The 24616-nt window shown below is 69.3% G+C and carries 25 protein-coding genes; 8 read left to right on the top strand and 17 right to left on the bottom strand.

Going from position 1 to position 24616, the window contains the following annotated elements:
• Positions 1–52 precede the first annotated feature (52 nt).
• Positions 53–565: a GNAT family N-acetyltransferase gene (locus AC5WRL_RS26545; protein ID WP_496091205.1), complete on the top strand. Its 513-nt coding sequence runs from the start codon at positions 53–55 to the stop codon at positions 563–565.
• Here AC5WRL_RS26545 and AC5WRL_RS26550 read toward each other — a convergent pair.
• From AC5WRL_RS26550 to AC5WRL_RS26580, 7 genes are all read right to left on the bottom strand, one after another.
• The gene (locus AC5WRL_RS26550; RefSeq protein WP_496091206.1) at positions 549–1778 is read right to left on the bottom strand and encodes a type VI secretion protein; all 1230 of its coding nucleotides are present in this window, start codon (positions 1776–1778) and stop codon (positions 549–551) included. The two genes, AC5WRL_RS26545 and AC5WRL_RS26550, sit on opposite strands and share 17 nt — an antisense overlap.
• A complete protein-coding gene (locus tag AC5WRL_RS26555) occupies positions 1775–3235 on the bottom strand; it encodes an ATP-binding protein (protein WP_496091207.1) in 1461 nt (486 codons plus the stop codon). Before AC5WRL_RS26555 ends, AC5WRL_RS26550 begins: the two co-directional genes overlap by 4 nt.
• A gap of 31 nt (positions 3236–3266) precedes the next feature.
• Entirely contained in the window at positions 3267–4832 is a 1566-nt protein-coding gene (locus AC5WRL_RS26560; RefSeq protein WP_496091208.1) for an SCO6880 family protein, read from the bottom strand.
• Positions 4829–6118, bottom strand: a complete 1290-nt coding sequence (locus tag AC5WRL_RS26565; RefSeq protein ID WP_496091209.1) for a hypothetical protein — start codon at positions 6116–6118, stop codon at positions 4829–4831. The genes AC5WRL_RS26560 and AC5WRL_RS26565 overlap by 4 nt, the downstream gene beginning before the upstream one ends.
• On the bottom strand, positions 6108–6947 hold the full coding sequence (locus AC5WRL_RS26570) for a hypothetical protein (protein ID WP_496091210.1): 840 nt from the start codon (positions 6945–6947) through the stop codon (positions 6108–6110). The genes AC5WRL_RS26565 and AC5WRL_RS26570 overlap by 11 nt, the downstream gene beginning before the upstream one ends.
• A gap of 137 nt (positions 6948–7084) precedes the next feature.
• On the bottom strand, positions 7085–7276 hold the full coding sequence (locus tag AC5WRL_RS26575) for a DUF397 domain-containing protein (protein ID WP_496091211.1): 192 nt from the start codon (positions 7274–7276) through the stop codon (positions 7085–7087).
• Complete coding sequence (locus AC5WRL_RS26580; RefSeq protein ID WP_496091212.1) at positions 7263–8165, bottom strand: helix-turn-helix domain-containing protein; 903 nt, start codon at positions 8163–8165, stop codon at positions 7263–7265. Before AC5WRL_RS26580 ends, AC5WRL_RS26575 begins: the two co-directional genes overlap by 14 nt.
• A gap of 223 nt (positions 8166–8388) precedes the next feature.
• Here AC5WRL_RS26580 and AC5WRL_RS26585 point away from each other — a divergent pair, with 223 nt between their 5' ends.
• Positions 8389–8841, top strand: a complete 453-nt coding sequence (locus AC5WRL_RS26585; protein WP_496091213.1) for an ATP-binding protein — start codon at positions 8389–8391, stop codon at positions 8839–8841.
• Positions 8838–9425, top strand: a complete 588-nt coding sequence (locus tag AC5WRL_RS26590) for a hypothetical protein (RefSeq protein WP_496091214.1) — start codon at positions 8838–8840, stop codon at positions 9423–9425. Before AC5WRL_RS26585 ends, AC5WRL_RS26590 begins: the two co-directional genes overlap by 4 nt.
• Here AC5WRL_RS26590 and AC5WRL_RS26595 read toward each other — a convergent pair.
• The 4 genes from AC5WRL_RS26595 to AC5WRL_RS26610 all read right to left on the bottom strand — a co-directional run bounded on the left by AC5WRL_RS26595 (position 9419) and on the right by AC5WRL_RS26610 (position 14956).
• Positions 9419–11422 (bottom strand): serine/threonine protein kinase, encoded by a 2004-nt coding sequence (locus AC5WRL_RS26595; RefSeq protein ID WP_496091215.1) that lies wholly within the window; start codon positions 11420–11422, stop codon positions 9419–9421. The two genes, AC5WRL_RS26590 and AC5WRL_RS26595, sit on opposite strands and share 7 nt — an antisense overlap.
• A gap of 183 nt (positions 11423–11605) precedes the next feature.
• Positions 11606–12223, bottom strand: coding sequence for a hypothetical protein (locus AC5WRL_RS26600; RefSeq protein WP_496091216.1), 618 nt, complete (start codon positions 12221–12223; stop codon positions 11606–11608).
• On the bottom strand, positions 12189–14537 hold the full coding sequence (locus AC5WRL_RS26605; protein ID WP_496091217.1) for a hypothetical protein: 2349 nt from the start codon (positions 14535–14537) through the stop codon (positions 12189–12191). Before AC5WRL_RS26605 ends, AC5WRL_RS26600 begins: the two co-directional genes overlap by 35 nt.
• Positions 14537–14956, bottom strand: a complete 420-nt coding sequence (locus AC5WRL_RS26610) for a hypothetical protein (RefSeq protein ID WP_496091218.1) — start codon at positions 14954–14956, stop codon at positions 14537–14539. Before AC5WRL_RS26610 ends, AC5WRL_RS26605 begins: the two co-directional genes overlap by 1 nt.
• Positions 14957–15053: 97 nt before the next feature.
• Between AC5WRL_RS26610 and AC5WRL_RS26615 the strand changes: the two genes are divergently transcribed.
• On the top strand, positions 15054–15479 hold the full coding sequence (locus AC5WRL_RS26615) for a GNAT family N-acetyltransferase (protein WP_496091219.1): 426 nt from the start codon (positions 15054–15056) through the stop codon (positions 15477–15479).
• Here AC5WRL_RS26615 and AC5WRL_RS26620 read toward each other — a convergent pair.
• Positions 15454–16398, bottom strand: coding sequence for a sigma-70 family RNA polymerase sigma factor (locus tag AC5WRL_RS26620; RefSeq protein ID WP_496091220.1), 945 nt, complete (start codon positions 16396–16398; stop codon positions 15454–15456). The genes AC5WRL_RS26615 and AC5WRL_RS26620 overlap by 26 nt on opposite strands.
• 106 nt (positions 16399–16504) lie before the next feature.
• On the opposite strand from AC5WRL_RS26620, the gene AC5WRL_RS26625 reads away from it, so the two are divergent.
• Positions 16505–17413 (top strand): hypothetical protein, encoded by a 909-nt coding sequence (locus AC5WRL_RS26625; protein ID WP_496091221.1) that lies wholly within the window; start codon positions 16505–16507, stop codon positions 17411–17413.
• On the opposite strand, the gene AC5WRL_RS26630 is transcribed toward AC5WRL_RS26625, so the two are convergent.
• Positions 17367–18002, bottom strand: a complete 636-nt coding sequence (locus tag AC5WRL_RS26630; protein ID WP_496091222.1) for a SecDF P1 head subdomain-containing protein — start codon at positions 18000–18002, stop codon at positions 17367–17369. The two genes, AC5WRL_RS26625 and AC5WRL_RS26630, sit on opposite strands and share 47 nt — an antisense overlap.
• Before the next feature lie 131 nt (positions 18003–18133).
• Here AC5WRL_RS26630 and AC5WRL_RS26635 point away from each other — a divergent pair, with 131 nt between their 5' ends.
• Complete coding sequence (locus tag AC5WRL_RS26635) at positions 18134–19726, top strand: protein kinase domain-containing protein (RefSeq protein ID WP_496091272.1); 1593 nt, start codon at positions 18134–18136, stop codon at positions 19724–19726.
• On the opposite strand, the gene AC5WRL_RS26640 is transcribed toward AC5WRL_RS26635, so the two are convergent.
• Genes AC5WRL_RS26640 through AC5WRL_RS26655 form a run of 4 tightly spaced genes read right to left on the bottom strand, consistent with a single transcriptional unit; the run spans position 19709 to position 23284 of the window.
• Positions 19709–20587, bottom strand: a complete 879-nt coding sequence (locus AC5WRL_RS26640; protein WP_496091223.1) for an Fpg/Nei family DNA glycosylase — start codon at positions 20585–20587, stop codon at positions 19709–19711. The genes AC5WRL_RS26635 and AC5WRL_RS26640 overlap by 18 nt on opposite strands.
• A 25-nt stretch (positions 20588–20612) precedes the next feature.
• Positions 20613–21266, bottom strand: a complete 654-nt coding sequence (locus tag AC5WRL_RS26645; RefSeq protein ID WP_496091224.1) for an O-methyltransferase — start codon at positions 21264–21266, stop codon at positions 20613–20615.
• Positions 21267–21279: 13 nt separating this feature from the next.
• Positions 21280–21954 (bottom strand): rhomboid family intramembrane serine protease, encoded by a 675-nt coding sequence (locus AC5WRL_RS26650; protein WP_496091225.1) that lies wholly within the window; start codon positions 21952–21954, stop codon positions 21280–21282.
• Positions 21955–21988: 34 nt separating this feature from the next.
• On the bottom strand, positions 21989–23284 hold the full coding sequence (locus AC5WRL_RS26655) for a hypothetical protein (protein WP_496091226.1): 1296 nt from the start codon (positions 23282–23284) through the stop codon (positions 21989–21991).
• A gap of 54 nt (positions 23285–23338) precedes the next feature.
• On the opposite strand from AC5WRL_RS26655, the gene AC5WRL_RS26660 reads away from it, so the two are divergent.
• Together AC5WRL_RS26660 and AC5WRL_RS26665 are read left to right on the top strand one after the other, a co-directional pair.
• Positions 23339–24028 (top strand): UbiX family flavin prenyltransferase, encoded by a 690-nt coding sequence (locus AC5WRL_RS26660; protein WP_496091227.1) that lies wholly within the window; start codon positions 23339–23341, stop codon positions 24026–24028.
• 78 nt (positions 24029–24106) lie between these two features.
• Entirely contained in the window at positions 24107–24568 is a 462-nt protein-coding gene (locus AC5WRL_RS26665; RefSeq protein WP_496091273.1) for an Lrp/AsnC family transcriptional regulator, read from the top strand.
• The last annotated feature ends 48 nt before the right edge of the window (positions 24569–24616 follow it).

Genomic DNA, 24616 nt, shown 5'->3' on the forward strand with positions numbered 1-24616 from the left:
ACAGAGTAGGCCCGTTGGGGATTTCGATCCCCAACGGGCCTACTCTTGTTTTATGGACACGTACACGATCCGGGAGACCCGCCGCGAGGACTGGGCGCGGCTGCGGGAGCTGCGGCTGGCCGCGTTGCTGGACCCGTTGGCCGAGGTCGCGTTCTACCAGACCTATGAGGCCGCCCTGGAGATTCCCCAGGAGGAATGGGAGCGGCGGGCCGCCGGGGAGCGGGCCACCACCTTCATCGGCGAGCCCGGAGCGGAAACGGAAGTGGCGGGCACATCCTGGGCCGGCATGGTGACCGTGTTCCCGGAGCCCGCCCCCGGGGCGGGCCATTTCGTCGTGGTGGGTGTGTACGTACGCCCCGAGCATCGGGGCACCGGGCTGGCCAAGGCGCTCATGGAGCGGGCCATCGCCTGGGCCGGCGGCTGTGAGCTTCGGCTCCGCGTCCACGAGAACAACCCCCGGGCCGCACGCTTCTACACGTCGCTCGGCTTCCGCCCCACCGGCACCGACCACCCCGACCCCCGCATGCCGGGGTTCCGGGCGGTCGAGCTCACGCTCTCCCGATGACCGTCAGCTTCGGCTGTTCGGTGGTGAGGGCGTCCAGCAGGGCGGCACGGAAGGGGGCGGTGGGTGGGTGGTCGCCGATGATGTAGAGGGTGCCGCCCTCGTTGGCGAGGTTGTCCAGGGCCAGGGTGTCCACCCGGCCCGGGGTGCAGGACTGGCGGATGTGCAGCTGGTCAAGGCCGTCCAGGGCGCGGCCGATGAGGACCAGGGCGGCGTCCCTGCGCTCCGGCATGGTGGTGAGGGCGCTCTCCAGCTCCATGGCGGCGCCGCCGGCGGCGCGGGGGTGGGTGCGCAGGATCTTTCCGGGTTCGCCGGCGGCCTTGCCCGTCGCCTTGCCCTGGGTCCAGCGCTGGACGCTCTGGATCGGTTCGCCGGCCAGGGCGGCTGCGTGCAGATAGCAGCGCAGCAGCGTTTCGGCGGTCTCCGCGTCGAGTTGGAAGATGGGCTCGGTGGGGCGTACCGGGCCCAGCAGGGCCTTCGCCCGGGCCCTGGCACCTGGCATGTCCTCGGCCCCGCGCTGGGGCGTCCAGCGCAGCCGTACGGGGGCGTCCGTGGCGTGGCCCGGGTCGTAGACGTGGACGGGGCCCTGCTTGCCGCGCCGGGTGGCGGTCCTGGTCCACAGGCGGGCGGTGGGGTCGATGACGATGAGGCCCTCGGGGGCGGCCAGGACGGCTGCCACCAGATCCACCGGGTCCACCCGGTCCACCGGATCGGGGGCGGCCACCGGCTGTTGGGGCCGGGGCGACGCGTAGGTGGTGGCCGGGTTCGGGCTCGGAGCCGGGGCTGGGGCTGGGGCTGGGGCCGGGGTGGCCTCGTACACCGGTTGCTGCTCCGGCTCCTGCTGTACCTGTGGCTCGCGGCCGGGGCGGGCGCGCCAGCGGGAGACGTGGATGGCGATCCACAGCACGCCCCCGAAGAGCATGATGACCAGCACCAGGAAGACCAGCCACAGCAGCGGGGCGGCCGGCAGGGTTGCCGGGTCGGCCTGGGGCCAGGCGCCGGGGATGTCACCGGGCTGGGTGAGGAAGTGGCGCAGGGCGGTGGCGGTGCGCAGGAAGGTGACGCCGTCCGGCCAGGCGCCGTGGGTGACCCAGCCGGCGAGGCCGGTGGCGGCCCAGGTGAGGACGGTGAGGCCGAGGACGAAGCCGAGCCCGCCGACGAGGAGGGCGTCAGGGACGCCGCCGCGGCGGGGCGGGGGTGGGGTGCTGGTGCTCATCCGACGCCCTGCCGTTTCTCGAAGGAGATGACCCGTTCCTCCGTCTCGGCCTCGAAGGGGTCGGTGAGGCCGAGCGGGTTGGCGTTCTCGTCCGTGCGGCCGGCTTCGAGCGCGGCGCGTTCCTCGGACTGCTGGACGGAGGACTCGGTCATGGCGCGGTCGGTGAAGACGAGGGGGCGTTCTGACTCGGTGACCAGGTGCTTGACGACCTGGACGTTGCCGTTGACGTCCCACACGGCCATGCCGGGGGTGAGGGTGGGGATGATCTCGACGGCCCAGCGGGGCAGGCCGAGTACCTGTCCGGTGGTGCGGGCCTCGTCGGACTTCTGGGCGTAGATGGTTCTGGTGGAGGCCATCTTCAGGATCGCCGAGGCTTCCTTGGCGGCGGCGCCGTCCACGACGTCGGAGAGGTGGTGGACGACGGCGACGAAGGACAGGCCGAGGCGGCGGCCGAACTTCAGCAGCCGCTGGAAGAGCTGGGCGACGGAGGGTGAGTTGATGATGTGCCACGCCTCCTCGACCAGGAAGATGCGTTTCTTGCGGTCCGGCCGGATCCAGGTGTGCTCCAGCCAGACGCCGACGATGGCCATCAGGATGGGCATCGCTATGGAGTTGCGGTCGATGTGGGAGAGGTCGAAGACGATGAGCGGGGCGTCGAGGTCGATGCCGACGGTCGTCGGGCCGTCGAACATGCCGCGCAGGTCGCCGTCGACGAGGCGGTCCAGGACGAGGGCGACGTCCAGGCCCCAGGCGCGTACGTCCTCCAGGGCGACGTTCATGGCGTCGGCGGACTCGGGGAGTGGGTGGCGCAGGCGTTCGACGATGTCGGTGAGGATGGGCTGGCGGCCGGCTCCGGCCTGGGCGGCGGCCTGGTTGACGTAGGCGTGGGCGACTTTCAGCGCGAAGCCGGAGCGTTCGTCGAGGCCGCGGCCGAGGGCGACCTCGATGATGGTGCGGAGCAGGGCGAGCTGTCCGGTGGTGGTGATGGCCGGGTCGAGGGGGTTGAGCCGTACGGTGCCGTCGAGGGCGGCCATCGGGTCCAGGCGGATGGGGGTGATGCCCAGCTGCTGGGCGACGAGGTTCCATTCGCCGACGCCGTCCTCGCCCTGGGCGTCGAGGACGACGACCTGGCGGTCGCGGAAGCGGAGCTGGCGCAGGACGTACGTCTTCTCCAGGGCGGACTTGCCGTTGCCGGACTCGCCGAGGACCAGCCAGTGGGGGGCGGGGAGTTGCTGGCCGTAGAGCTGGAACGGGTCGTAGATGTAGCCCTTGCCGGAGTAGACCTCGCGGCCGATGATCACGCCGGAGTCGCCGAGGCCGGGGGCGGCGGTGGGGAGGTAGACGGCCTGGGCCTGTCCGGTGGAGGTGCGGACGGGCAGGCGGGTGGTTTCGGTGCGGCCGAAGAGCAGGCTGGTGAACGCTTCGGTGATGAGGTTCAGCGGGTCGCGGGCCGGCATGACGGCACCTCCTTGGGCGCCTGGGGGGTGATCATCGCCTGATCCCGGTGGCGAAGGGGAGGGTGTTGACGAACGCGCGGTGGTGCTCGCGGTCGCACCATTCCAGCTTGAGGTACGACTTGCCGGCGGAGGCGCGGATGGTGCGCTTGTCGCGGGCGAGGGCCTCGGGGTTGGGGGAGGAGACGGTGAGGTAGCCGACGAGGTTGACGCCGGCGGCGCCGGAGGCGAGGTCGTCGCCGCGCTGGTCGACGCGGCTGTGGGCGGCGACGTCGCGGGGGTCGACGGTGCGGTTCATCTTGGCGGCGCGGGCGGCCTCGGCGTCGTCGTTGGTCTTCTCGGTGAGCATGCGCTCGATGGCCAGCTCGGTCGGTTCGAGGTCCATGCAGACGGCGACGGTGCGGATCACGTCCGGGGTGTGGACGAGGATCGGGGCGAGGAAGTTGACGCCGACGGGCGTCATCGGCCACTCCTTGATCCAGGCGGTGGCGTGGCACCAGGGTTCGCGGGTGTCGGACTCGCGGGTCTTGGCCTGGAGGTAGGTGGGCTCGCGGGCGTCGAGCTCGGCCGGCCAGGCGTTGCGGCGGGACATCGCCTGGAGGTGGTCGATGGGGTGGTCCGGGTCGTACATGGAGTGGATGAGGGAGGCCAGGCGGGCCTCGCCGAGAGGCTGGCGGACGCGGATGTCGGCCTCGGTGAGGCGGGCGCAGATGTCGGCGAGTTCGCGGGCCATGATGACGGCGAGGGCGTCGTCCTGGGACATGCGGCGCCTGCCGCCGCGGCCCGGGTGTTCGGCGCGGTCCGCGCGGGCGACGGTCTGTGCCTCGGTGCTGAGGTCGCGGGAGTAGTGCATGCAGGCGACCAGGTAGGCGCGGTGCTGCTCGCTTGAGGTGGACACCATCGACTGGAGCTGTTCGTAGGAGTCCTGGAGCCAGGCGGGGGAGTTGGGGTCGCCGCGGTCGGTGACGTCGTTGGCGTGCGCGTCGGGGTCGGCCGGGAGGGTACGGGCGAGCATCTGGAGGCGGGTGACGTGGCCGTCGCCGTTGGCGACGTGCTTGAGGAGGGTGCCGAATCGTTCGACCAGGGCCTCCTGGTCCTCGCTGTCGCGCAGGCCGACGCCGGGGCCCTCGATTTCTATGGCGGCGGTGATGGTGCGTTTCTCGGTGTGGAGGAGGACGGCGATCTCGTCCGGGCCGAAGGGCGCGGCGAGCCACTGGACGCGGCCGACGCCGGGGGGTGCGCCGATCTCGACCTCGCGGCCGGCGAGGCTGGTGCCGGCTTCGGCGGCGGCGGAGCGGTAGGTGGCGCCGGTGCGCTGGGTGCGGCGGAAGTGTCGGTTGATTTCGAACCACTTGTAGAAGGTGCGGCCGTTGTAGGGCATGTAGATGGCCGCCAGGGCGAGGAGGGGGAAGCCGGCGAGGCCGACGATGCGGATGGTGAGCTGCGGGATGAGGATGCCGCTCATCATGCCGAGGAAGGCGCCGGCGACGATCAGGGCGATCTCGCCGGTTTCGCGGTTGCGGCCGACGAGGGCCTGGGGGCGGGCGCGGCCGATGAGGTACGTACGGCGGCGGGTGAGTGTGTGCGGCGGGCTGGTCACCTGCTGCTGCCTCCTCCTCGGTTACCGGGGGCGGCCGGGCCGCTGGGCGATCCGGCGCTTTTGCCGCCCCCGCCGCCCCGGCTGCCGTGCGCGGCGACCCCGCCGGCGACGCCGCTGCCGCCGCCCTGGGCGCCTTGCCCGCCGCCGGTGGCCTGGGCGGGGGCGGCATCACGGGCCCCGTGCGTACCCATGCCCTGGCGGAGGACGGTGGCGGGGGTGGCGATGGCGGCCTTGGCGGCGCGGCTGGAGGTGTCCTGGCGGGCGGCGCGGTGGCTGACGATCTCGTCGCCGAAGCCGGGGACGAAGCGGTAGATCATGGCGGACGCGAAGATCGCCAGCAGGATGATGGCCAGCCCGGAGACGACGGCGGAGAAGGCGGAGGGTCCCTCGGTGGTGGACAGGGCGGAGGCCAGGCCGAGGACGATCACGATGACCGGCTTGAGGAGGATGACGGCGATCATGATGCCGGCCCAGCGGCGTACGTGGCCCCACAGGTTCTTGTCGACCAGGCCGGCGTAGACGGCGGTGCCGAGGAGGGCGCCGACGTAGAGGAGGGCGGCGCGGATGACGAGTTCGAGCCACAGGACACCGGCGGCGAGGATGGAGATGAGGGAGACGACGATCAGCATGATCGGTCCGCCGCCGATGTCCTCGCCGGCGGCGAGGGCGGCGGAGAACGAGCCGAAGAACTGGTCGGAGTTGTCCCCTGTGCCGGTGACGATGCCGTCCGTGACGCCGTCGGTGGCGGCGACGACCACGTAGAGGATGAGGGGGGTGAAGGCGGAGGCCATGACGGTGAGCCAGAGGAAGCCGATGGCCTCGGAGATGGCGGTGGTCAGCGGGACGCCGCGGATGGCGCGCTTGGCGATGGCCAGCAGCCAGAGGATGAGCGTGAGGACGGTGGAGGCGGCGAAGACGACGGCGTACTGGCGCAGGAAGGCGCCGTTGGTGAAGTCGACGTTGGTGGTGCCGGAGACGGCGGCGGACAGCTGATCGACGATCCAGGCGGCGGCGTCGGCGCAGCCCTGGGCGAGGGAGGAGAGTGGGTCGAGGGTGGAGTCGAGGCGACTGGTGCCGCCGCCTCCGCCGCTGCCACTGCCGTTGCCCTCGCAGTAGTCGCGGGCGGAGCCGGTGATGAGTTCGCAGTCGGGGTTGCCCTCGTCCTCCGGGGCTGTCTCGTCGTCCTCGTCGGCTCGGGCGCGGGTGGCGAAGGCGAGGCTGGTGACGAGAAAGGCGGCTACGGTGGCCGTGAGTGTGGCCAGGCGCGGCCGGAGGCTAGCGCGCATAGGTGAACCCTCCGAACTCCTCGACGGCTTCCGCGATCTCATCGGCTCCGGATGCCCGGTTGTCCCCGGGGACCGGGGTCGGCCCCTCGGTCTGGGTGGTGCCGGTGACCTTCCAGTCGCCGGCTTCCCAGGTGAGGGTGAAGTTGATGGTGAACCAGGAGCTTCTGACGGGGGTCAGTGACTCGGAGCCGGCGAGGCCGAAGAGTCCTGAGCACCACACGGACACCTCGGCGGTGGTGCCGTCGGTGTAGGCGGTCAGATAGGAGCCGATGGGGGTGGCGCGGCTGACGAAGGTGAGGCCGTCGGGGGCGTTGCCGTCGGCGTCGAGGCCGACGCGTTCGTTGAACGCGGGGCTGTAGTCGGCGTTGAAGGCTTGGAGGAGGTCGGTTGCGGTGGCGGAGGCGCTGATGGTGGTCACGATCAGCTCGCGCTGTTGCGCGTTGAACATGCCTTCACCGCCGAGCGCGACGGCATAGTTCGTGGCGGCGCTTTCCGCGCCCTGCGCGGTCTGCGGGTGGCCGGAGGGGATGCCGTTGGTGAAGCCGTCCACGGGCTGTTCACCGGAGGGGGCGGTGGGGTTGGCCCCGGGCCGGTCGCCGTCGCCCGACCCGCCGCTGTCCCCGCCGCCGTTGCTGTCGTCGGCGCGGTTGGCGAAGACGATGGCGGCGATCAGGATGAGGACGATGCCGACGATGGTGACCACGCTGCGGCCCGGCGAGGCGGCGGGCTTCCGGGCGCCGAAACCGTCCTGTTCGGGCAGCCGGGTGCGGGTCTGTGAAGGGACGCCACGGTCGCGTTCGTCGTCGTAGCCATCGCCGCCGTAGCTCATGATCGTGCCCCCTCAACAACCGCCGTGAGTCTATTACCTCCTCACATGACGTTAGCGTCCCGGACCGACAACGGTGAGCTTTGGCCGGAACGATCAGTCAGCCTTGCCTGAGTTGGCCCGGTACGCGTTGTGAAGGTCTAGTGTGTGGCCCGCTCGGCGACGGCCCGCAGGAGGGCCGACCAACGGGCCGGCGTGGTGACCAGGACGGTGGCGGGGTCGTCGCTCTCCCGGAAGAGGAGGAGACCGTCCGGGCTGCGAGCGGATTCGAGGCAGTCCTGGTTGGGGTTGCCACTGCTGTAGCTCGACTTCTGCCACTCAAGGTCCGACACGGTTCGCCTCTTTCATGCTGTACAGCAGGTGTTGCAGCAATCCGAATGAGCCCTCGCCGTACGGGCTTTCAGGATCGAGGGGCGCCAAGGACACGTTACTCAGCCGCGCGAGGTGTGTCGTGAACTGGCTGATCTGATGCAGGTCGCCGAGGAACCCCGACGTAATCGGCTGCTCAACGTGGACGGTTCGCAGCTCAGGGACCTTGGCGTCGAAGATGGTGAAGGGTGCTCCTGGGGCGGCTGGGTTGGATGGGGTGTTGAACGGCATCACCTGGATGTTGATGTGGGGGAACTGCGATACCTCAATGAGGTACTCGACCTGAGCGCTCATGATCTTGCTGTCCACAAAACCCATGTGGAAGGCGGATTCGTGGATGATGGCGTGGAACTGTGGCACGGGGTCCTCGGCGAGTACCTGCTGTCGGTGCAGCCGGAAGTCGACGAATCGGTCGATGAGGTCTGCGGAGAGGTCGAGGTCCCCGTTCTGGAAGAGCGCCCGGATGTAGTCAGGGGTCTGGAGAAGCCCCGGCACGTAGAGCCACTGAAACGAGCGAAGTCCCGCTGCGTTGAACTCCAGTTCCGCGAGATCGAGTGCCTGGGTGCCGAGGAGTCGCTTGTATTCGGACCACCAGCCCCGACCCGTTGACTCGGCCATCGTGACCAGCTCATCGATCAGAGTTCCGCTTGTGCAACCGTATGCGGCGGCTAGTGTTCTGATCTTCTCGCCCGAGATGTGTGTGCGCCCCGCTTCGATATGGCTCAGGTGGGCACGCCCGAGTCCGACGACCGCGCCTGCCTGAGCTGCGGAAAGCCCGGTGGGTTCGCGTAGCCGCTGAAGTTCCTGGCCCAGGCGCCTCTGTCGCTGACTCGGGTTTGATCGCAGTCCCATGGCTCAACTCCATTCATATGAGACATCGCCTGTCAGGGCGTTCGATAAAAAATCACTCAATGGAGGGGAGGTATCACATGATGTTGCACACGCTACACGCGAGACTCTACCGTCGTGGACGTACCAACCTGGACCGCCATAAGTCCGAAGTGCACCGCAGCAGTGGGTCGTTGCGGCGAGCCACGGTGGGTGGCCGGTTACGTCCGAGAGGAGCTGGTCCGTCATGTGTGCCGTCGCTGTTCTTCCCCCGCTCGGCGGGGACTTCTCGTTCACCTTCCCGCCCGATATCCGCTGGGTGCGGAGCGCGCGGGAAGCGATCCGTACGGCCTTGGGGGCCGTGACGCACTCGTCCCCCGAGAAGGCCGATCTGGTGGAGAAAACCACGTTGCTGACCTCCGAGGTGGTGACCAATGCGGTGGTCGCGTCGTTGAACAGCGTGCGGCCCAGCCCCGTCGCGCTCTACGCGGCGTGGACCCCGGCGGGGGCGGTGCGGGTGTCTGTACACGACTCCGCGCCAGGAGTGCCGCAGCCCCCGGCCGGCTTTCCTCCGCCAGAGGACGAGCACGGCCGGGGCCTGCTTCTCATCGACCTCTACGCCTCGGAGTGGGGCGTGTGCCACCACACCCCGGGGCCGGGGAAGCTGGTGTGGTTCACGATCACGGGCGGTCTGCGGTGAGGCGGGGAGCCGGGACCGTCACGCTCACCAGTGGGCAACTGCGATCCGCCGCGAGGGTGGTGGAGCGGGTGACGGGGGTGCGGATCGACGTACCGCCGGATCCGGAGAAGCCGGTGTGCGGCAAACGGCACGGGGTACTGCGGGAGTTCGCGGCGCAGTTGCGGATGGCGGTGGCGCCGGACCTCGTACCGTTGCGGGCGGCTTCGGTGGCACGGCCGGCCGCCGGGCTTGACGCGTATCTGACGCCGGATCTGGCGGTCTGCCCGGTGGGGTTCCTGGGCTCGGACGAGTCGCTGCTGCATCCGCGTGCCGTCGAACTGGCGGTGGTGGTGCTGCCGGGCGGCGCGGACGGTTCGGTGGACGGCGATCCGGTGCTGGACGCGTACGCCGAGGCCAGGGTACGGCTGCTGGCGCTGGTGGACCCGGGGCGCGGCCTGTGGTCGCTGAACGGAGCGCCGGAGAGCGGCCGTTACCGGGACACCCAACGCGGCGGGTACGGAGACGGGATCACCCTCCCCGTACCGCTGGGCTGCCGGATCGACACGGCCCGCTTCCCGCGCTACGCGGCGGCCACCGGTCAGTAGCTGTGTGGTTGGAGGGTGAAGGTGAACTCGTCCTCGCGGTCCAGGGGACGCATGATGATGCCCTCCTCGGAGTCCTCATCGGGGACGAGTATGAACGAGCGGATCTCGATGTCGCAGCTGTCATCTGTCGTCCAGGTGGGGAGCAGCGGGCCGACCAGCACTGCTCCCGCGTCCGCGTAGACCAGGACGGACCGCCAGGAGCAGGAGTAGTCGGGAGCGTAGATGCTCAGTCCGTTCTCGCCGGGCTCGCCGCCGAGAACGTTGAGCTGGTAGGGCTCTCCATCGGCGGCCTCGGGCGCGCCCATCAGCTCGAAGTATTCGCTGGGCAGGTCGTAGGAGAAGGTGTAGCGCATCTGGCGAGGAAGACCCATCTCGTCGTCCTCGGGGCTGGGCGTCATCTCCATTTCGAGGTCCATGGAGGAGGAGGTCCAGGTCAGGATCTCTTCGGGAGTGTCGACCGGGGTGAGGGTCTGGGTGCCGAGGTCGCATGCGCTCTCGTCGAGGTTCTCCGGGTAGACGGTCAGTTCGCCCCGGGAGAACTCGATGTCGCCGGATGCCGAGGTGGTCAGTTCCTGGACGCGGTGGCACAGCATGTAGGGGGTGAGATACCAGGAGGTGGCGAGGGTCTTGGTGCGGTCCTGCGCGATGACCACGCGGTGGAAGACCTGGTCCTCCGGGTCGATGCCGTCATTGGCCTGACTGAGTTGACCGAGCCAGGCGCCCAGGTACTCCCGGCCGACGCCGTCACCGTCGGTAGCGGTCGGGTCGGGTTCGGGGGACGTGGGGGCCGGTGAGGGGTCCTTGGCCGTTTCGTCCTTGTCGTCGCCGCCGAGGTTGGTGGCGAGGACGATCGCTCCGATGAGCAGGAGGGGGACGGCGATGGCGGTGGCGATGATCCAGGGAGCGGTCTGCTTCTTCGCGGGCGGGAGCGTCGGGGTGAAGGGTGCGGTGGCCGGGCCGAAGCCCGCGGGTACGGCCGGCGTGGGGGCGTAACCCGGTCCGTACAGGGCGGGTACGGGGGACGGTGGGCCGGGTGGTGGGGCGGGGAGTGCTGGTGGCTGGTGGCTCCCGGGGGCGTCGTCGGCGTCCTCGGAGGTGAGCAGCGCGATGGCGTCCTTGCCGAGGCCGGCCAGGACGGTGGCGGGGAGCCAGTGTTCCTGGGCGGCGCGGGGGTCGGGTTGCTGGGAGTGGGCGAGGAATTCGTCGATCTGCGCGGGGGTGGGGCGGCCGGCGGGGTTCTGGGAGAGGCATATCTCGACCAGGGGGCGGATGCTGTCCGGGACGCCGGTGAGGTCCTCCTCGCCCTGGACGATGCGCAGCAGCATGGTGTGCAGCGTGCTGTCGAGGGAGCCGAACGGGCTGCGGCCGGTGGCGGCGAAGGTGAGGACGGAGCCGAGGGCGAAGATGTCGCTTGCGGTGGAGACGGGCAGGGCGCGGGCCTGCTCGGGGGACATGAAGCCGGGGGAGCCGACGATGGAGCCGGCGTGGGTCATGGTGGTGCCGGCGGGCTCGACGGCGCGGGCGATGCCGAAGTCGATGACGCGGGGGCCGTCGATGGTGATGAGGATGTTGGACGGCTTGAGGTCGCGGTGGATGAGTCCGGCGCCGTGGATGTCGCTCAGGGCCTGGGCGAGTCCGCCGGCGAGGTGGCGGAGGCTGCGCTCGGGGAGCGGGCCGTAGGTGGCGGTGACCACGGTGTGGAGGGACGGACCGGCGATGTAGTCGGTGACGACCCAGGGAGCGTGGCCGGTGGAGTCGTGGTCGAGGACCGGGGCGATCCAGCGTCCGCCGACGCGGGTCGCCGCTTCGATCTCGGCCTGGAAGCGGCGGCGGAAGTCGGGGTGGCCGGCGAGTTCGGGGCGGATCAGTTTGACGGCGACGGTGCGGCCCCGGGTGGATCGGGCCAGGTAGACGTGGCCCATGCTGCCTTCGCCGAGCTTGCCGAGCAGTTTGTACGTGCCGACCTGTCGCGGATCGCCCGCCCCCAGCGGTTCCATGCCCCGTTCCTCCCCGTCCCGTTGCCCCCAGCACGACGCCAAGCCCCACCGAGCTTACGTGTACGCGCCACCCCAGCCGGATATGGGTCCGGCGCCGGCCGATACGCGGCGTCGACGCTCGCGGTTCCAGCTGACGGACCGACAGCTCACTCTGTTGGGTCGGATTTACACTCCATGGAGAAGTTACTCAATCTCACAGAAAGTCGGATCGATGAGCGATGCGCGCGCTTCGATGAAGGATTCGATCACGCCGCTGAGAGCATCAGTATGATCAAGACCCTCCCCCCAGTCGATACTGATGACGTACCCGACTCCCGAGTCGTCAAAATATGACGTCACGCAAGGAGAAAAGCCGATTGCCATGTTCGGCCATACTCTGATGTCGTACTTGCTGTTCTCGACAGTTGACGATTCTGCGAGATCCAGAATATATCCCCTTTCGGAAATATAGTCCGCCACGCCTTGTGAAGAGCCGGAATGGGTGGATGTCAGGGCGAACGCCTTCTCGCCGTCGACATCTATTCGGCAGTGAGTTTCCATGCTTCCATCTCTTGCCTCGCCGTCGATCTCTACCGTTTCTCCGGGGGGAAACAATGGATCATACAGATCGATGTCGATATCGATGTCACACAGTCGGCCGGGAATGGTGTAGGTTCTCTCCCGTTCCTCCGATGTGGTGGTGCATGCGGTCACTGCGGCAATACATGCGGCGATAATCAGTGCGACCCTGGTTCGCTTCATTTCTGCTGCTCTGACGTGACCTTGGTTACGGCCGGTAGGCTCGATGTGAACCTGTGTCATATCCTGAACCCGCCTCTCTCTCCAAAGTTGTCACTGTCGTTGAGTAATTTTCAAACTCCGAGGTTTCAATCCCTGCTCGGCCAAGAGCGTTTTCCAGTGCGCTCGTTGCCGAAGTCACATGTGCTCTCCGGGCGTCGTCATAATCTCTTTGCGCCTGCCCGGTCGCTTCGATGGAGTTGTCGACGCGGAACTTTTGGAAGACGCCGCTGGAGGAATCCTGTACGAGTGAGTCGGTCATGGATGCCGCGCCACCGTTATCGATTGATCCATATACGGCGCCTCCGAGGAAGAAGGAGACGACAGCTTCCATCTCATCCACTGATGCATTGTGTGCGGCATCGGCAGCGATTTGCTCGTCGAATCGAGCGGTGGCGTATGCATCGGTCATGATGCCGCTGATCTGACCGTTTCGATTGGCGATATTTGCTGCGGCCTCACGGAGAGTGCTCTCGTCCCGACCATGATCTCTGACGGCATCATCCATCGATGCATGCATGTCAAACTCATTGGCGACGGTGATTTTTTGGTAAGCGTCGATATTCTTGCCGACCTCTGACAAGAGTGCTGCCGTCTGATTTCCAAATACGGCTTCCGGGTTGCCGTTGGTCATGTCGGTAGCAGCATGGGAGATATCGCTTATGTAGTCGGCGGCGATCGTGCCAAGCATGGGCCGCATGTCCGGAGTGGCCCGGCCGCCCCTGGATCGACTCGGGTCTTCGGCATAGGTGTCCCAGATCCGCTCTGCGATACGGATGTTGGCCTCGGAATGGCCCTCGTAGTCGGGGCCCGCCGCTCCACCCGAAGGACGGCCGGTGGCGGCGGTCTCCAGGGCCGCAGTCAGGCCGGGCGACGCATCATAAGCGCGGCCGCTGTTCATGTCACGGATCAGCTCGATGCCGTCGCGGTTGTAGTTGAGCCGCCGGCTTCCTTCGCCGTCGCCGATGAAGTATTCGAGGTTGTTGTTCTCGTCCGGATCGAAGAAGAGGGTGGTCGCATCGATGTTGTGCTCCGCCCCCATGAGCAGGAGGCGGTCGGTGCCGTTGTTCTTGGGATCCCAGCCGGTTTCGGTGTCAGGATAACGGTCGCCGATCCAGACTCCGGCGTTGGCTTTCTCTGTCGCGACCATGCCTGTCAGCACGTCGTAGTAGAAGACGTCATTCATCGGCTCGTCCGCGCTCTCCATGAGGTCGAGGAAGAGGTCATAGCCGATTCGTTCGTCCCGCACGGGGTCCAGCCAGAAGGGTTCCGTAGGCTCGTACATCCGCTCGGGGCCGATTGCTTTGAGGCTGTCGAGGCGTTCCCTGTAGGCACGGCCTTCATCGGTGCGCATCCAGGCGTTGTAGGCGGCGGATCCCGGTGGGTTGGTGGCGATGTCGATGGGGGGTTGCATGGCGGTGTTGAGGGTGTTGGCCATGCCGGTTCTGATGGCATCGACGTCGACGTTCGCCGACGCGAGTTCTGTCGCGGAGTGGTCCAGGTCCTGGGCCAGCGCCAGGTAGTTCTCCATGCCGATGGTGTCGATCACGGCATTGGCGAAAGCCGGGTCGTCCGAGTGGCGAGCGGCGAGTTCGCCCATGGCTCGCCACTCGGCCGGGGTGCGGTTTTCTTTGCCGGCCAGTTCTGCGTAGGTCTCCGCATCCTGCTCGACCTGACTCCGGGCCGCGTCTTCCATGGTGTTCAGGTCGGTGGGGCTGAACTTGCCGTTGCCTTCATCGATGATCTCGGCCAGGGCACGGGCTGCGATGCGGTCCGACTCGGCTGCCCGTGCGATGGTCTGGTCAATATGGACGGACAGCTCGCGCATTGCTGTCAACTTTTCCGGGGGAATGCTTTCTTCGGTTAGAAAGAGGCTGTTGACATTTGCTTGCTGGAGGGTGAGAAATGGCGGATCGGTTGAGCTGATGACGCCTTCGCGGGAAATGCTGACACCCCACGACTCGGAGCTCCGTTCGAATTCGAGTAGTTCCTGTCGACAGTTCCGCAGGTCGACCAGCAGGGCCCGGAGAATATTGTGGAGGGATTCGGCTTGACCGCGAGCGTGTGTGAACTTGGCTGCGGTCAGGCGAATATGTGCCTTGGAAACCGTGGCGTTGATGCCTGCCCACAGTGAGCTCTGCGCCATCCCGTTCATGGCCCCGGCGTCCCGATCCAGTTCGGACAGTTTGCCCGCAAGGACGTTGAGTGAGTTGACGGTATTGCTCAGTGTGTCGAGGTCAACGTTGCGGACGCTCTCGTAGGTCACGTCTGCTGCGAGTGGGACGGGATTGATGCTGGCGAAGAAGGAATCGGCGCCCGCGCCGGGCCAGTTGGGCATCAGGCTCGCCCCATGTCAATCTCGGTGGGTGGGAGCTCAGCCGGTGCCGGCTGAGGATCGTCAACGCCGGCCAGGGCGACGATTCTGGCGTAGCCGGATGATGACTGCTGTATCCGCTGGAAGTCCGCCTGGATCTGGTACTCCAGCTCGGTGTGCGTGGTCACCGTCTGGTCCAGGTGGCCGGAGATGCGGGCGCAGTCGTTCAGGAGATCGTCGACCTGGCGGCTCCAGCCGTCAGCCAGCAGGCCCAGGGAACGGCCGGTGGCGAAGCGGTGGGCGGACAGCGTCTCGCCGGCGGCGCGTTCGTCCGTTTCTGCCATGCGGCCGTGCTCGGCCAGCTCGTCGTGGAGTTGGCGGGCCGCGTCCGCGATGGGGTCCAGGTCTTCTGCGCTGACGACCAGGTCGTGCTGTTCGGGCATGTCTGGCGGCCCTCCCCCGTGCCGGTGTCATGGATCCGGTAAACAAGCCTAACAATGCGTTGTGTGACCGGATGGGGGGACTTGTAGGGTCTTCGGTATGGGTGCTGATGTGATGGTTCGGGCGGCTCGGGTGGATGAGGTCGAGGGGGTGCTCGGGTTCTGGCGGGAGGCCGCTGAGGGGGTCAGCATCAGTGATGATCCAGCCGGGGTGAGGCGGCTCATCGAGCGGGATCCGGGGGCGTTGCTCGTTGCCGAGCGGGGTGGGGAGGTCGTGGGGACCGTGATCGCCGGGTTTGATGGGTGGCGGTGTCACCTTTATCGGCTGGCCGTGGCGCCCGGGGCGCGGCGGCAGGGGGTGGGGAGTGCGTTGCTCGCCGCCGCCGAGCGGCGGTTCCAGGCGTTGGGTGGGCGGCGGGCCGATGCGATGGTGTTGCGGCGCAATGAGACGGCTCAGCGGGCATGGGAGGCCGGTGGGTACGGGCCCGAGGAGCAGTGGGTCAGGTGGGTGAAGCCTCTCGGCTGAGCCGGAGGGGCAGCTCGAACAGGGGGAACCAGCGGGTCACTTCCAGGAATGAGGTGATTCCGGTGATCCGGCCGTCCCGGGTTTCGATGACCTGGAGCGCCCAGGGTTCGCCGCCCGGGCGGTATTGGGCGAAGGCCGGGGAGCCGTTGGCGCGGGTGGGGATCAGGCGGGAGCCGCGGCAGCCGGCGCCGTGGCCTTCCAGCCAGGCGCGGATGTGGGTGGTGCCGCGCAGCCACAGGTCGAACGGGGGCATGGACAGCGTCGCGTCCTCGTGGAGGAGGGCGGTCAGGGTGTCCAGGTCGTATGCCTGGAAGGCAGTCAGGTAGCGGGACAGGAGATCGCTCTCTGCCGGTGCCAGTTCTCGCGGGGCCGTGCCCTGGATATTCGTCAGTGTGGTGCGGGCGCGTTGCAGGGCGCTGTTGACCGAGGGGACCGTGGTGTCCAGCAGCTCCGCGACTTCCGCGGCCCGCCAGCTGAGGACCTCGCGCAGGATCAGTACCGCGCGCTGGCGGGGCGGGAGGTGCTGGAGGGCGGCCACGAAGGCCAGGCGGACGGATTCTCTCGCCTCCGCCACCTCTGCCGGGTCGAGTCCGGTGTCCGGGATGGGTTCGATCCAGGCGGTTTCGGGGAGCGGTGCGCCCGGGAGGTGGTCGGGGGTGCCGGCGGCGGTCAGGTCCATCGGGCGGGCGCGGCGTTTGCTGCCGTCCAGCATCGTGAGGCAGACGTTGGTGGCGATCCGGTACAGCCAGGAGCGCAGCGCGGACCGGCCCTCGAAGCGGTCCAGGCCGCGCCAGGCGCGGATCATGGTCTCCTGGACGGCGTCCTCCGCCTCGAAGGCCGAGCCCAGCATCCGGTAGCAGTAGCCGGTCAGTTCCCGGCGGTATCGCTCCAGTGGTTCCGCTGTCGTGTCCCCTGTCATGGCGGCACCGTAGGGGGAGGCACTGACAGTTCCGCTCGTTCTCTTCTCTCCTTCCCAGTTATCCACAGGGGTGGATTCTTCTGTGGTGACGGTGTGTGATCTCGGTGTGACTTCATTTGATGCCGCTTGGGAGGAACTGGGGGTTCGTCATGGGGGAGTGCTGTTCGTCGAGGAGATGGTGCGGGTCGGGGTGTCGGTCGGGGCGGTGCGGCGGGTGTTGCGGCGGCAGGGGTGGCGGCGGGTGGCTGTGGGGGCGTACGCGGAGCCGGGGTGTGCGGTCAGTTTCTGGATGCGGTTGTACGCGGTGCAGCGGCGGCGGCCCGATGTGGTGGCCAGCCATCGGTCGGCCGCCGCGCTGCTCGGGTTCGATGTGCTGCGGCATGCCCTGGAGGTCACCCGGACCGGGGGTGGCGGTGCGTTGGCGGGGATGCGGGTGCATCGGGCGCCGCTCGGCGCGGAGGACATCGTGGTGATGGACCGGGGGGTACGGGTCACCGGGCCGGCGCGGACCGTTGCCGATGTGCTGCGGGCCGGGGTGGGGGACGAGGGCCTGGTGGTCGCTGATTCCGCTTTGCGGGGGCGGGCTGTTACCGCCGGTCAGGTCTCGGCTGCTTTGGCCGGGTTGCACGGCGGTCGGCGGGGGCTCGCCGCGTTGGCTCTGGCGCGGGGGGAGTCGGGGTCGCCGGCCGAGACGGTGGCGCGGTTGCGGATGGCGGAGGCGGGGCTCCGTCCCGAGTGTCAGGTGCGGTTGGGCGGGGTGCGGGTGGACTTCTTCTTTCCGGCGGCGGGTGTGGTGGTGGAGGTGGAGGGGTGCCGGTGGCACGGTGGTGTGGTCGCTCATCAGCGGGATGTGGTGCGGTTCAATCGGCTGATGGCGACGCCCGGGGTGCGGGGGGTGCTCCGGTTCACCGCGCTGGATGTGTTCCGGCGGCCCCGGTGGATGGTGCGTACGGTCCGGGGTGTGCTGGTCAGGGGGCCAGCCGGGCCGCCAGTGCCTCCGCCTCGTCCCGGGTGAAGGATCCGGAGATCTCCACCTGGCCGCCCTCGATGCGGGTCATGACGGTCGGAGCGGCCAGCAGTTCGCCGTCGAGCAGCATCGCCAGCTGGTTCTGCGGGGCGGGCCGGGCCGCCGCGATCTCGGTCAGGTCGGCGAAGCGGGCGCCGTCCTCCTCGGTGAAGCTGAGTTGGATGATCCAGGTGGCGCTCGTGCTGTATGTCGCGTTCGCCTCCAGCAGCGCCTGGACCGTCATGGTGTTGACCTCGGTGTCCAGCAGGAGGCAGGAACCGACAGCCGGGTCGAAGACCGCCGTGTGGCCGATGTCCTTGGCCCGCGGGCACCCTTCGTTCGCCAGGATTTCATCCACCGCGTGGATGTACAGCGGGGCGTCCGGGGTGCCGCCGGACGGGGTGCGATCCGGCTCCTGCTTGCCGCCCGCCGACTGGTAGGCGAGGAAGCCGAGCAGCGCGCCCACGATGATCAGGGCCGTGATCACCAGGAACGGGCCCGGGGAACGGCCGTCGGCGCCGGGTGGTTGGTGCGGTGCGGGGTAGGGCGGCCAGGGGGGTTGTGCCGGGTTTCCGGTGCCTCCTGCTATGCCACTCATCCCGGTCCCCTCTCCATGGACGCCTGTGCCGCATAAAGTTAGCGTCAGCGGCGCCCTTTCCGCTGGCAGACAGCAGAACGGCTAACGTACCCGGGGCGGCGAACAGTTCGGTGTGCCAGGGGGTGCAGAAGATGCAGGGCCGGGTTCTCGATGACCGGTACCAGATCGGGCCGCTGCTTGGAGCGGGCGGCATGGGCACCGTCTGGGAAGCGTTGGACATGCGGCTGGAGCGGCAGGTCGCCATCAAGGTGGTGAACACCTCGGCGGTCGGCCGCGATCCACAGGCCGGGCAGCGCTTCGCCCGGGAGGCCAAGCTGCTGGCCGGGCTGTCCAGTCCGTACATCGTCACCGTGCACGATGTCGGTGAGGCCGATTTCGACGGCAACACCGTGCTGTATCTGGTGATGGAGCGGCTGCCCGGCCGGTCGCTCGATCAGGTGCTGGCGGAGGAGATCCCGCCGCTGGGCGAGGTCGGCCGGTGGGGCGAGAAGATCTGCCGCGCGCTGGCCGTCGCCCACGACGCCGGGGTGGTGCACCGCGATCTCAAGCCCGGCAATGTGATGGTCGAACCGGACGGGCTGGCCCGGGTCCTCGACTTCGGTATCGCCGCCGTGCTCGCCGAGTCCACCGATCACGCCCGGCTCACCTCCACCGGGGTGGTCATCGGTACTCCCGCTTACATGTCGCCCGAGCAGGTCGAGGGCGGGACGGTCGACGCGCGCAGTGATCTGTACGCCTTCGGGTGCGTCCTCTACGCGCTGGCGACCGGCAGGCCGCCGTTTCACGGGGCCTCGCTCTACCAGCTGCTGCGGCAGCAGATGGAGACCGATCCGCCGCCCCCCAGCGAGCTGCGCCCCGAGCTGCCCCCGGAGTGGGACGAGCTGATCATGACGCTGCTGGCCAAGGACCCCGACGACCGGCCCGACAGCGCGGCGGAGGTCGCCGAGCGGCTGCGCGAGCTGGCGATCCTGGCCGTGGACCTGCCGGCCGAGCCGGTGGAGGAGGCGCTCGCGTACCAGCCGACCCGGGTGGATCCGCGGGCGGTGCTGCTGTCGAGCTGCCCGCGTCCGGGTGGCGGGCGGCTGCCGCTGGCCACCGGGCAGCGGCTGCTGCTGGACGATGTGCTGCCGGGCGCCGAGACCTTCATGATCGGGCTGGACTGGCAGCAGTTGGAGGATGTCGAGCCGGAGGACGCGCCCGAGGTGGATGCCTCCGCCCTGATCCTCGACGAGGACGGGCAGGTGCTCTCCGATCAGCACTTCGTCTTCTACAACAACCTCGATCCGGGAGACGAGAGCGTTCAGCTCGCCGCCGACGAGTCGGGTGAGTCGAGCGAGGCGCGGATCACGGTGCGGCTGCCGGAGCTGGACGAGCGGGCGATGACCGTACGGTTCGCCCTGTCCGTCCATGACGGCGAGGCGCGCGGGCACGATCTGTCGCAGGCGCGGGCGCTGCACATCCGGCTGCTCGACCCGGCCGGCGACACCGAGCTGCTGTGCTACGGCTTCCCGGTCGGCCCGGTGCACTGCACGGGGCTGACGCTGGGCGAGCTGACCCTGGGGGAGGACGGCTGGGGTTTCCACGCCATCAGCCGCGGGTACGCCGGCGGGCTCGGTGAGATCGCCGAGGTGCACGGGGTCAATGTCGGTGGCGAGGGTGATGGTGTTGGTGACGCCGGCGAGGACGCGGATGAGGAGGAAGACGCCTCACTTCAGGAAGCGTGAGGTGCGGCGGTCGGCCAGTGGTGTGCCGCCGGTCTGGCAGCTGGGGCAGTACTGGAGCGAGGAGTCCCGGTAGGACACCTCGCGGATGGTGTCGCCGCACACCGGGCAGGGTTCGCCGGTGCGCCCGTGGACGCGCAGTCCGCTTTTCTTCTCCGCCTTGAGCTTGCCGGCCGCGATGCCCCGGGAGCGGGCGATGGCGTCGCCCAGGGTGGTGCGGATCGCGTCGTGGAGGGTGGTGGTCTCGGCTTCGGTGAGGTTGCCCGCTGGCTTGAAGGGTGACATGCGCGCGACATGAAGAATCTCGTCGGAGTAGGCGTTGCCGATTCCGGCGATCGTCGACTGGTCGCGCAGGAAGCCCTTCAGCCGGCGGTTGTCCCCGGTCAGCAGCGAGGTCAGGGCGTCAACCGTGAAGGCTTCCGTCAGGGGGTCCACGCCGAGGCGGGCGATGCCGGGGACCTCGGCGGGGTCGCGGACCACGTACACCGCCAGCCGCTTCTGGGTGCCGGCCTCCGTCAGGTCGAAGCCGGTGCCGGGCTCATCGGCGAGGGTGACCCGCAGGGCGAGGGGGCCCTTGCCGGGGCGGGGTGGGGCGGCCGGCAGTTTCTCCTGCCAGCGCAGCCAGCCGGCGCGTGCCAGGTGGGTGATCAGGTGGAGTTCGTCGCCCGATCCGTCCAGCACCAGGTCCAGGAATTTGCCGTGGCGGTGCACCGCGGTCACCGTGCGGCCCGCCACGGCGGTGAGCGGCGGGTCGTACGTCTTCAGTACGTGGAAGGCCACCGGCAGCGCGCCGGCCACCTCGTGCCCGACGAGGTGGCCGGTCAGGAAGTCGCGCAGTGCCTCGACCTCGGGAAGCTCCGGCATATCTTCAGCATATATGTCCGGCTTGTCAGCGCTTGCGGACCACCGTCACGCCGTCCCGCAACGGCAGCAGCACGCTCTCCACCCGCTCATCGGCGGTGATCGCGTCGTTCAGCTCCCGGATCACCACATCCGCCTCGTCCCGGGCCGACGGATCCACCACCCGGCCGGCGCGCAGCACGTTGTCCAGCGCGATCACCCCGCCCGGCCGCAGCCGCGCCAGCAACTCCTCGTAGTACACCGGGTAGCCGACCTTGTCGGCGTCGATGAACGCGAAGTCCAGATACTCCTCGCGCGGCAGCGCCCGCAGCGTGTCGGCGGCCGGCGCGATCCGCAGGTCGATGCGGTCGCTCACCCCGGCCCGCTCCCAGTAGCGGCGCGCGATCCCCGTCCACTCCTCGCTGACATCGCACGCCACCAGTCGCCCGCCGGGCGCCAGGCCGCGGGCGATACAGATCGAGGAGTAGCCGGTGAAGGTGCCCACCTCCACCGCGTGCAGCGAGCCGGTCAGCTTGACCAGCAGCGTCAGAAACGTGCCCTCGTCGTGACTGATCTGCATGCCCGCGTTGCGCGGCAGCAGCCGGTGGGTCTCCTCGGCCAGCTCGCGCAGTACGTCGTCGGCGGGCGTGGCGTGCGCGAGCAGGTAGTCGTTCAGCGCGGGATTGACAATGTCGATGCTCATGGCGTGACTCTAGTCACCCCGGGTGGCCCGGCGGTGGGCCCGTCAGGCCGCGCCGGTCCCACACCGTACGGCGTCGGCCCGTACGGTCGCGGTCGCCGCCCCGGCGCAGCCAGAACGCCGACGCCACGCCGCCCAGCAGCCCGAACAGATGGCCCTGCCAGGACACCCCGGCCGCCGTCGGCAGCACGCCCCACAACAGCGAGCCGTACAGCAGGAAGACGGTCAGCCCCACGGTGATGTCCAGCGCGTTGCGCTCCACGAAGCCGCGCACCAGCAGATAGCCGAACAGCCCGAAGACCACCCCCGAGGCGCCGGCCGTGATCGATCCGCTCTCCGCCGTCACCCACACCCCCAGGCCCGAGACCGTGACGATGACGAAGGAGACGGCGAGGAACCGGCCGATGCCGCGCAGCGCCGCCAGGAAGCCGAAGATCACCAGCGGCCAGCTGTTGGCCGCCAGATGCTCGTACCCGAAGTGCAGGAACGCCGCCGGGTAGATGTCCAGCAGGGCCCCGGTGTCGCGCGGCTCTATGCCGTACTCGCACACCAGCGGCGGGTCGTAGTCGTACGGCAGGCAGTACGGGTCACTGCCGTCGGCGGCGGCCAGGATCCACAGCACCGCCAGCCAGGCCAGCATGAGCGCGCCGGCGGCCAGCGCGCGCCGGCCACGGGTTCCTCCGTACGGCATGGGCTTCCCCTCCCTGGTGCTCCGTCATGTCATGTCATGGTTGCAGCGGGCCGGGGATGTTGGCCCGCTCCGGGTTCTCGGCGCGCATCTCGCGCTGCGTCCGCAGGTACATGAGCGCCACCGTCAGATCCTGCGGGGTCAGCACGTCCCGGTTCTCCGGCGGCGGGGTCAGGCCGATCGCCGAGCCGCCGGTGAGCGTCATCCGCAGCGGCAGTTCGCCCGCGCCCGCACCGCCGAACTGCCCGAGGTCGAAGGTGACCTCGCTCAGCACGCCGTTGCGGATCGCCAGCTCGGCGCTGACCCGCTCGTCCGGGTCGGCCGGCGGGTGGAAGACGGGCGGCAGCCCGAACCGCGCGCCCTGCTCGGTCAGCAGCGTCAGCAGCGGGGACAGCGCCCGCTGCGCCTCCCCGGCCGGCAGCCGCACCTCGACCAGCTCGGCGCCCCGCCCCTGCTCGGCGCGGCCCAGGGAGGCCCCCGAACGCAGCGCCGTGCCGAGACCGGCGGCGAACCGCCACTGCCCGGCCGGGTCCAGGGTATTGCCGCCGTCCGACATCGCGGCGGCGAACAGCCGCGCCTGGCGTTCGCCGAGCACGGTGTGGTCGCTGACGGCGCGGGCGTAGCCGTCGTACTGGTACGGGTCGATCTCCACCCACTCGCCGCGCAGCGCGCCGCGCGCCACCCGCAGGGAGTCGGGGAGGGCGCCGGCGTCGCGGATGAAGTTGGCGGCCTCGGCGTTGGCGGCCTCGTCGCCCCGGTAGATGTCGCGGACGACGGTGTCGACGGAGACCCGTACGAAGGTTCTGCCCAGTATGTTCTTGACGCCGACCGCGTCCAGGCCGCCGAAGTTCAGGGCGACGGCGCCGGCCAGCGGGTCGGCGTTCTTGCGGTCCTTCATCCGGATCTCGCGCTCCGGGTCGCCGATGACCGCGAGCAGTTCCAGGTCGGCCAGCAGCCGCGCCTCGTCCATCGACGGCTCCGGGCCGCCGTCCCGCGCCGCCATCCGCAGCAGATAGTCGTACATCGCGTCGGGGGTGGCGTCGAGCGTGGCCTGGAGGGTCAGCCCCTCCCAGGAGAGCAGCTGATCGACGGCGCCGCTGACCGTCAACCCGGTCTGGGCCTGCTGGATCAGCGAGCAGCCGCTGGTGGTCACGGCGAGCGCGGCGACCCCGCCGAGGGCGGCCAGCCGGCGCAGTACGGTGCGGCGCGGGGTATCGATGTCGGGCTCCTGGGGCGGTGCGAGTGGGGGGACGGGTCCTGCCGTGCGGTTCCAGTTTCCATGGGCCGGGCGTCCACGGGGCGCGCGGGCACTCTTCTGTGGCGAAGGCGTCACCGTCCGGTAAGGGGACTGTTAGCTCCTTCGGGCCGGTTCGTTACGCTCGACCGCATGCCGAGCAGCGCCGTGACGAGTGGCCGACGCCCCTGGATCGTGGGGGTGTCGGGGGCCTCGGGCACCCCGTACGCCGCCGCCGTGCTGCGGGCGTTGCTCGCCGCCGGGGAGGCCGTGGACCTGGTGGTCAGCCGGGCCGCGCGGCTCACCCTTCTGGATGAGACGGGGGCGCCGTTCCGGGACGCGCACTGGCGGGCGGATCTGGCGGGTTGGCTGGGTCGGGGGGCCGACGGTGGGCCGGCGGCCTTCTCGGTGGACACCGGGGACGTACGGTACTGGCCCGCCGGTGATCTGGGTGCGGGTCCCTCCTCCGGTTCCTACCCGGCGAAGGGCATGCTGATCGTGCCCGCGTCCACGGCGGCGGTGGCCGGGGTGGCGCTGGGCCTGTCGAAGGATCTGTTGCAGCGGGCCGCCTCGGTGACGCTGAAGGAGCGCCGCCCGCTGGTGGTGGCGGTGCGCGAGTCGCCGCTGACCGGTCCGACGCTGCGGCAGCTGGTCGCGCTGGACGAGGCGGGCGCCGTGGTGGCCCCGGCCTCGCCCGCCTTCTACGCGGGGGCCCGTGACGTACAGCAGTTGGTGGACTTCGTGGCCGGGCGGGTGCTGGACGCGGCCGGGGTGGCGCACGACCTGTACCGCCGTTGGGATGGCGAGCTGGGGGCGGCCACCCGGGCGGACGGGCACAGTTAAGGCCACCGGGCGCGTATGCCTTAGATTCATCTGTGCAAATCGACCGGCCCAGGTGATGAGGAAGGCTCTGTGACGACGATGGACGCGGTGGACAGACAGCTCATCCAGGCGCTGCGCGAGAACGGGCGGGCCTCGTACGCGGAGCTGGGGCGCCTGGTGGGTCTGTCGGGGCCCAGTGTCACCGATCGCATCAACCGGCTTGAGGCGGCGGGGGTGATCACCGGCTACCGGGCGACGGTGGACGCGGGTTCGCTGGGGCTCGGGGTGACGGCGCTGATCGGGATCCAGCTGTCGGACGCGGTGGATCACGAGGATGTGGCGGGGCGGCTCAAGGAGCTGGCGGAGATCGAGGACTGCTGGTTCATCGCGGGCGACGACTCGTTCATGGTGAAGGTGCGGGCGCCGGACGTGGACGGTCTGGAGCGCACCATCCGGCGGCTTTCGGTGACCCAGGGGGTGTCGCGGACCCGGACGACGATCGTGCTGTCCACGAAGTGGGAGAACCGGGTCGGGGAACTGCCTGTCGGTGGTCAGGCGTAGGGTCATTGGGTGGTGTTGTGCGTGGGTACGTGCGCACCGGCGGCGCGG

The organism is Streptomyces sp. NTD107 (genome assembly GCF_059510435.1).

Coding starts and splice junctions, on each gene's coding strand:
- AC5WRL_RS26545 (WP_496091205.1), top strand. CDS start 53: ATGGACACGTACACGATCCGGGAGACCCGCCGCGAGGACTGGGCGCGG.
- AC5WRL_RS26550 (WP_496091206.1), bottom strand. CDS start 1,778: ATGAGCACCAGCACCCCACCCCCGCCCCGCCGCGGCGGCGTCCCTGAC.
- AC5WRL_RS26555 (WP_496091207.1), bottom strand. CDS start 3,235: ATGCCGGCCCGCGACCCGCTGAACCTCATCACCGAAGCGTTCACCAGC.
- AC5WRL_RS26565 (WP_496091209.1), bottom strand. CDS start 6,118: ATGCGCGCTAGCCTCCGGCCGCGCCTGGCCACACTCACGGCCACCGTA.
- AC5WRL_RS26570 (WP_496091210.1), bottom strand. CDS start 6,947: ATGAGCTACGGCGGCGATGGCTACGACGACGAACGCGACCGTGGCGTC.
- AC5WRL_RS26580 (WP_496091212.1), bottom strand. CDS start 8,165: ATGGGACTGCGATCAAACCCGAGTCAGCGACAGAGGCGCCTGGGCCAG.
- AC5WRL_RS26585 (WP_496091213.1), top strand. CDS start 8,389: ATGTGTGCCGTCGCTGTTCTTCCCCCGCTCGGCGGGGACTTCTCGTTC.
- AC5WRL_RS26595 (WP_496091215.1), bottom strand. CDS start 11,422: ATGGAACCGCTGGGGGCGGGCGATCCGCGACAGGTCGGCACGTACAAA.
- AC5WRL_RS26600 (WP_496091216.1), bottom strand. CDS start 12,223: ATGACACAGGTTCACATCGAGCCTACCGGCCGTAACCAAGGTCACGTC.
- AC5WRL_RS26605 (WP_496091217.1), bottom strand. CDS start 14,537: ATGCCCAACTGGCCCGGCGCGGGCGCCGATTCCTTCTTCGCCAGCATC.
- AC5WRL_RS26610 (WP_496091218.1), bottom strand. CDS start 14,956: ATGCCCGAACAGCACGACCTGGTCGTCAGCGCAGAAGACCTGGACCCC.
- AC5WRL_RS26615 (WP_496091219.1), top strand. CDS start 15,054: ATGGGTGCTGATGTGATGGTTCGGGCGGCTCGGGTGGATGAGGTCGAG.
- AC5WRL_RS26620 (WP_496091220.1), bottom strand. CDS start 16,398: ATGACAGGGGACACGACAGCGGAACCACTGGAGCGATACCGCCGGGAA.
- AC5WRL_RS26630 (WP_496091222.1), bottom strand. CDS start 18,002: ATGAGTGGCATAGCAGGAGGCACCGGAAACCCGGCACAACCCCCCTGG.
- AC5WRL_RS26635 (WP_496091272.1), top strand. CDS start 18,134: ATGCAGGGCCGGGTTCTCGATGACCGGTACCAGATCGGGCCGCTGCTT.
- AC5WRL_RS26640 (WP_496091223.1), bottom strand. CDS start 20,587: ATGCCGGAGCTTCCCGAGGTCGAGGCACTGCGCGACTTCCTGACCGGC.
- AC5WRL_RS26645 (WP_496091224.1), bottom strand. CDS start 21,266: ATGAGCATCGACATTGTCAATCCCGCGCTGAACGACTACCTGCTCGCG.
- AC5WRL_RS26650 (WP_496091225.1), bottom strand. CDS start 21,954: ATGCCGTACGGAGGAACCCGTGGCCGGCGCGCGCTGGCCGCCGGCGCG.
- AC5WRL_RS26660 (WP_496091227.1), top strand. CDS start 23,339: ATGCCGAGCAGCGCCGTGACGAGTGGCCGACGCCCCTGGATCGTGGGG.
- AC5WRL_RS26665 (WP_496091273.1), top strand. CDS start 24,107: ATGGACGCGGTGGACAGACAGCTCATCCAGGCGCTGCGCGAGAACGGG.